Source organism: Frischella sp. Ac48, from assembly GCF_019641635.1.
Taxonomy (GTDB): Bacteria; Pseudomonadota; Gammaproteobacteria; order Enterobacterales; family Orbaceae; genus Frischella; species Frischella japonica.
The window spans coordinates 1-5858 of record NZ_JAETXP010000019.1; the positions used below are offsets into that span (position 1 = coordinate 1).

Genomic DNA, 5858 nt, shown 5'->3' on the forward strand with positions numbered 1-5858 from the left:
GGTGGCGAATATGTTTATACGGAAATTAGTTATGATAATCAACTTGAAAATGTGCCGGAATGGGCAAGGGATGATCGTTTATTGGCCTTATTTCAGAAAACTATCAAGCATTATGAAGGTAAGACTTATAAAGGGGCAGGAGATGTCATCAAAAAAGATGGTGCTTACTATAATGCCGGTGGTATTGGCCGGCTAGCGATAGGCCAATATTAATGGCAAAGGAGAATAACCGATGAAATATGGTCAATTAATCAGCGCCGTAGTTTTGGCATGCGGCTTATTGGGTTGTACCGATTTTGATGGTTCACTGAAAGAAAGGTTACAAGCGGAATATGATCGGATGAACGAAACAGGCAATCGGGCGATATGCTATTTAGCCGGGCATGTTCGGTTCCCGTATATTGATGACCCAACTTTGGACGAGGGAAAAATTCCAGCTGATTTAATGCGTTACTACAACATCAACCGAGAGGAATTAGCCATTCATTTACCACTTTTTGCCGAGTTAGGGTTACTTGAGCGCCAACCGGTGAGTGAGGGCTCGCCGTATTTCCGTTATAGCCTGACTGAGGAAGGGCAAAAAGCGCTTTACTTTTGGCCCGGTCAAGGGCCAGCGGGGGTATCACGTGATTTGGATGATAAAGCTTACTTCTGTTATGGTCGCCGGGTGATATTAAAGGTAACCGATATTGAGGATGTCAGAGCGGCCGGTGGTGAATATGTTTATACGGAAATTAGTTATGATAATCAACTTGAAAATGTGCCGGAATGGGCAAGGGATGATCGGTTATTGGCCTTATTTCAACAGTTTACCAAGTATTATGAAGGTAAGACTTATAAAGGGGCTGGAAATGTCATTAAAAAAGACGGTGCTTACTATAATGCTGGTGGTATTGGTCGGCTAGTGATAGGCCATTATTAATGGCAAAGGAGAATACCGATGAAATATGGTCAATTAATCAGCGCCGTAGTCTTGGCATGCGGCTTATTGGGTTGTACCGATTTTGATGGTTCACTAAAAGAAAGGTTACAAGCGGAATATGATCGCATGAACGAAACCGGTAACATGGCGATATGTTATTTAGCCGGGCATGTTCGGTTCCCGTATATTGACGACCCGACATTGGATGAAGGGAACATCCCCCCTAGATCTGTACGCTACTATAACATCAACCGAGAGGAGTTAGCTATCCGTTTACCGCTTTTTACCGAATTAGGGTTACTTGAGCGCCAACCGGTGAGTGAGGGCTCGCCGTATTTCCGTTATAGCCTGACTGAGGAAGGGCAAAAAGCCCTTTATTTTTGGCCCGGTCAAGGGGCTGGGGGGGCACGTAATTTGAAAGATTATTCTTATTTCTGTTATGGTCGTCGGGTGATATTAAAGGTAACCGATATTGAGGATGTCAGAGCGGCCGGTGGCGAATATGTTTATACGGAAATTAGTTATGATAATCAACTTGAAAATGTGCCGGAATGGGCAAGGGATGATCGGTTATTGGCCTTATTTCAACAATTTACTAAAGAATATGAAGGTAAGACTTATAAAGGGTCAGGTCGAGTCATCAAAAAAGACGGTGCTTATTATAATGCTGGTGGAATTGGCCGGCTAGCGATAGGTCATTATTAATGGCAAAGGAGAATAACCGATGAAATATGGTCAATTAATCAGCGCCGTAGTCTTGGCATGCGGCTTATTGGGTTGTACCGATTTTGATGGTTCACTAAAAGAAAGGTTACCTAAGTGAATTATTAAATATAAATATTATTAAAGCATCGTTTTCACTTTGCAACGATAATCCAAAAAGATAATCGCTAATAACTGATTGTTATATTTCATTAAATTAATGTTGACATTTATTAAATCAGTTTAAAAGTTAAACATAATTTAAACAAGCAAGATTGAAAATAACTTATGGCAAAACTTCAATATATCGTTCGAAGCGATCCAGCTAATTTTTTAGGCTATTTGAGCAGGTCATCGCTTTAATTTTGAAACATTAATCGGCAACGCACAAAGTCGTGCATACTTTTAGCTAAGATACTGATCATGGAATATGTACTGAAAATCCAGAACTAACCGTTGACTATCATTTTTCAACTGTTAGTGATGGCATTCGTAGTGACAACAATAAAATAGTATAAGGAAATAACAATACAATGGATAAAACACTAACTAACTATTTAACCGATCCTACTTATGATAATAAATACTGTTATTTACTCATCGATATGTTGGGTTATGTGAGCGAGATAAGCCCTCTCCATTTGGATAATATAAAAGAGAATGTGAAATCGGATCAAATCGCTATAATTTCCCGCCCTGAACTGGCTTATGATTTAAATGCTTGTCCACACTTAATTGTTATCAAAGAGCCCAATGAAAAATTAAATAATAAATTGGTTAGAGCTAGCGTTGGCATTGTAATTAGAGAACATTTATTCACCAAAAATTATATCTGCGGATGGATAGTGAGTGAGTTTCCACCGGAGGTATTAGCCCAAAAATGTCTCGATTTTGGTTCACAATGTGGGCGACTGTTTAACCTGCCATTTTTAACGTTCTATGAGCCTTTTAGAATGCAATTGTTACAGGATTGTAATGGCTTTTTTCCGCATTGGTTGCCCAGTATTATTAATTGGTGTGACAGCTATTTTTATGCGGATGTTAGTCAAACGATTCGCACTATTCAGCCTATTCGTGATTTCGATCCTATGGATCGTGTATTGACAGAAGAAGAAAAATATTATCAGCATCAGGCAAAAAATTTACTCGCCTTATATAAGGCGTGGAACAATATTTATTTGAAACTGAATAAAACGACGGTTTCAGGCAATAAAGCGCAACTGGTTAAATTTTGCCAATACAGTTATCAGGCACGAACCTTAGGCATTAACGATGTTAAAGATCATGATATTTTTGTTTTACTATCAATGAAGTATGGCTCATTGCTAAACAACGAAGAGATAAAAAATGCGATTTTGGCCAGTCAAGATGAACCAGGGACGCTAGCAGAAAAATTAAAACAGATCGATATTGCAAAATTTGTGGCGTCATCTAATAAAAATTAAAGGGAAATAGTATGACAGATAACATTCGATCAAATGAAGAAAAAAAACTAGAGCAAGAGAATAACAAATACCAAGCTGATCATGATGTTATTTATGAAGAATATCATCAGAAGACCGCTTCTAGTATGGCAGATGGTAACTGTGCGGTATGTAAACGTAAAGGTATTACGCTGTTTTTGACCCGTAAATCGATCCTGCCTAAAGGTTTTAGAAATATTGCCTGGTCAAAAGGCATGGCAAAGTTAGATGGTGAACCAGCAATCGATTTAACAACACATGAATATGCTTACCGGATGTTAAGAGAGGGTTTTGTTTATATTTTATTAGAAACCAACGATAAAAAGCGTTGTTATTTAGGGTATGAAGTGACGGCGCAAGGGCTGTACCGTCATAAAGCGATTGAAGAAATGGCGACGTTACATCCGAAAGAAGCGCCAAAAGCCTGTCTTAGTAGTGCCGATAAACATTATTTAAGAGGATATTTTATTACGATAGATTCAGTCAATGATATGTATACTAAGGCATGGATTGCGTATAGTCATCGTAGCTGGTCAAAAAAAGTTCGAGATTATTACATCGATTTAGACGAAGCGCAGTTGACAACAAGATTTGTCGCCATCGATTTACATAATGTGTTGGGCGATAAAAATCATTCACGGTTATTTCCATTAAGCGATTTTGAATCGCAATCAAAATATTTAGTTGAGCTTGAATGCCGTCAACAAGATATTGGATTTTATTATAAAGATATTCAAGATGATGAGTCGGGTAAAAAATTAAATTCATCGGTTTTTTATAGCTCAAGCTACTTTAATAGTATCAAAGATAATAAAGCGGCCTTTTTCAAAAACTCGCTGAGTTTAAAACCAGCAATTTATAATCAAGAAGCAGCAGTACTGGTTTTAGATGATTTGTTTGGCGTGGCTGAAGAATTAGCGATCAGTAAAAGGCAAAATATCATTCCCCTTGTCAATCGTTTACAAAATATAGATAAAAGTATTTATGAAGCAATGCGTGATGACTACAACCAAAAACTGTTGTCGGTATCAGATAAAGAAATGTCACCAACCGATATCGTAAGTAGTCAGAAAGAAATCGAAAAAGAATCCAATCCGATTATCTATGATGCCAAGAACACAGAAAACAAGTTGGATCTAAAAATCAATGAACAGCTTTTCAAACTTGAGCCCATTCCGCGTAATGTGTTGGGTGACATGATGAATAAAGTGTTAACAATGTCGTCTCCAACGCTCACAATGGTTGATGGTGGCTTGTATTTGAGTGACTACCTTCGCGCAGCTACTCGGGAAGAGCAAATTGTCAATTATTATTCAGAACAACTGGAAAAGGGTAACACAGAGAAATTAGATTATTTTAGTCCGGATCTCAGTTACCGGCGTCAAGTGAAGCATTGTATCAACATCTTTCATTCATTATTAAAAAATAAAAATGCCAACAATAAAGAAGATGTTCGTTATATTTTTTATAATCATGCCGGTGATGTTTTAGGAATTAAAGGCGCAAATCATAATGTTTTTGCATACTCATTAGAGCAATCCGTTACGATGGACAGCGGTAACATGAATGAAATAGCATCCCCCCGTTATAAATTTATGATTAACTATCCTGGAATTGATATTTCTTATATGCGATATATTAGTTACATGGATAGTGATGCGGTAAAACGCGCTGTAAAACCTGAAAGTTACGGCAGTTGCCAGCAGATTAAGTTTAATAAAGATGAGGAAAGCAAAGTCAAGGCCGCTTATCAGAAGTCATTAAATAACATACTGATTAATGATGTAGGTTATAGTTATTCGGGGCCTGAAACGGATAAGATAAACTATTTAAGGAAAACAACAGGAAAACAGCATTTAACCCGAAAAGATTTAGAGATTGCCAAAGTTGAAAAATATATTTATCCCGAAACCGAATTGATAAATTCCGAGAAAGATTTCGATGAAGAGTGGAAAAAATATAAAGATAGACTCAGTGAAAAGAAAATCATAAAGTTTGACGAAATCGATAAAGTCGCTTTTGAAACGATTAAAAAGAAAATTATAGCGTATTCAGAAGATCATAAAAATTATATCAAGTGGTTATTTACGCTAGCTAAGCCAACGGAAAAGGCTGAAATTAATGAAAATACTTTTTGGCTGATTGAAGTGGAAGCGAATAGCTCAGATGCTCATTTAGGTTGTATGTCTGATATTGTGAATATGTTGGATGGTGGCTATTTAGGGGATATTAAATTAGATTCAGAATTTGAAATCTGGAATAATTTAATAAACGATAATCATAATTTATTCGTTCATGCTTTAATGGGTAAGGAGGGCGGCTTATGGCAAGCGATCATAGAGAGCAAGCAAGCGGGTTATGAAAATCAACAATTACTAAGTATCGCTCAAATAATGACCCAGATAGCCGAGAAAACCGATAAGTTTATGGGCATTGAGATCCAAATGGGGCATGAATCAGAAGCCATTTCAATGACCCAACGTCTGATTCAGCGTTTTACAATAACAGCGGCTGCCGGCATGGCTCATTTCCCCAATGGGAGTACCGTGTCGAATGCCCTTATTGCAAAATCCTTCTTTATGGATGCAAGTTTAGTGACCTCAGATATTTATTTGCATTCATTTGGCGCCAGAGTCGCTTATAATCAATTACCGCATATCATGAAGGAATTAGAAACCAGACTGCCTCAACTAAAGGGTATTAATAGCTACCGTTTTCCGGATCTGAATGTTCAAGGTGGTAGTTATGAGGTGATACGCAATATTCAGGGC

The 5858-nt window shown here is 37.6% G+C and carries 5 protein-coding genes; all 5 read left to right on the forward strand.

The window, feature by feature from the left end:
- Positions 1-213 (forward strand): hypothetical protein (locus tag JMI89_RS11435; protein ID WP_220680131.1); only part of this gene is annotated, 213 nt, incomplete at its 5' end.
- Between the two features lie 19 nt (positions 214-232).
- The gene (locus JMI89_RS11440) at positions 233-922 is read left to right on the forward strand and encodes a MarR family transcriptional regulator (RefSeq protein WP_220680132.1); all 690 of its coding nucleotides are present in this window, start codon (positions 233-235) and stop codon (positions 920-922) included.
- Positions 923-940: 18 nt separating this feature from the next.
- Positions 941-1627: a hypothetical protein gene (locus JMI89_RS11445; RefSeq protein WP_220680133.1), complete on the forward strand. Its 687-nt coding sequence runs from the start codon at positions 941-943 to the stop codon at positions 1625-1627.
- A gap of 530 nt (positions 1628-2157) precedes the next feature.
- The gene (locus tag JMI89_RS11450) at positions 2158-3069 is read left to right on the forward strand and encodes a hypothetical protein (RefSeq protein WP_220680134.1); all 912 of its coding nucleotides are present in this window, start codon (positions 2158-2160) and stop codon (positions 3067-3069) included.
- Between the two features lie 11 nt (positions 3070-3080).
- Positions 3081-5858: toxin VasX (locus tag JMI89_RS11455; RefSeq protein WP_220680135.1), on the forward strand; the 2778-nt coding region annotated here is incomplete at its 3' end.

Coding starts and splice junctions, on each gene's coding strand:
- JMI89_RS11440 (WP_220680132.1), top strand. CDS start 233: ATGAAATATGGTCAATTAATCAGCGCCGTAGTTTTGGCATGCGGCTTA.
- JMI89_RS11445 (WP_220680133.1), top strand. CDS start 941: ATGAAATATGGTCAATTAATCAGCGCCGTAGTCTTGGCATGCGGCTTA.
- JMI89_RS11450 (WP_220680134.1), top strand. CDS start 2,158: ATGGATAAAACACTAACTAACTATTTAACCGATCCTACTTATGATAAT.